Raw genomic sequence first — 462 nt, 5'->3', positions numbered from 1 at the left:
ACCATTCAATGAACGTCTGAAATCTCTGCTGGCCGGTAGAAGTGTCAATCAGGCAGCGAGAGATTGGGGAGTGAACTTGAGCACGTTAAAAAACTATTTCTCACGGCAAGGCTCGACACCGAGGCATGAAGTCCTGTTGAGGATTTCGAGCTATGAAGGTGTCTCAGTAGATTGGCTACTCTATGGGGACTCAAATAAGTCCATGGCTAAATCCTCGGCTGAAGTGCCAGTAACCGAGGGACTAAGCGAAAGTGCTTTAAAAATCGCATCTATGCTGGATCTACTCGACGAAGAAGATATTGAGGCTTTATCTAAGATGTTAATGCTGAAGGGGGTCGAAACAGTTCTGTACCTTCTGGACGAGAGCAATATTCGCCTGCTGCAACTCCCTAAAGACGAGAGACACCGCCTGTTAGTGCGGCACGAAGCCAAAAAAGGGGCATCTGAGGATAGTAGAGATAA

Annotated in this window: 1 protein-coding gene; it reads left to right on the top strand. The window is 47.2% G+C overall.

The window, feature by feature from the left end; genetic code table 11:
* Positions 1–202 precede the first annotated feature (202 nt).
* On the top strand, positions 203–462 hold a 260-nt coding region (locus DVK07_RS24140), incomplete at its 3' end, for a hypothetical protein (protein ID WP_233565642.1).

Origin of the sequence: Halorubrum sp. Atlit-26R, from assembly GCF_003666015.1 — an archaeon.
GTDB lineage: Archaea > Halobacteriota > Halobacteria > Halobacteriales > Haloferacaceae > Halorubrum.
This window is presented reverse-complemented; position numbering and strand designations above follow the sequence as displayed.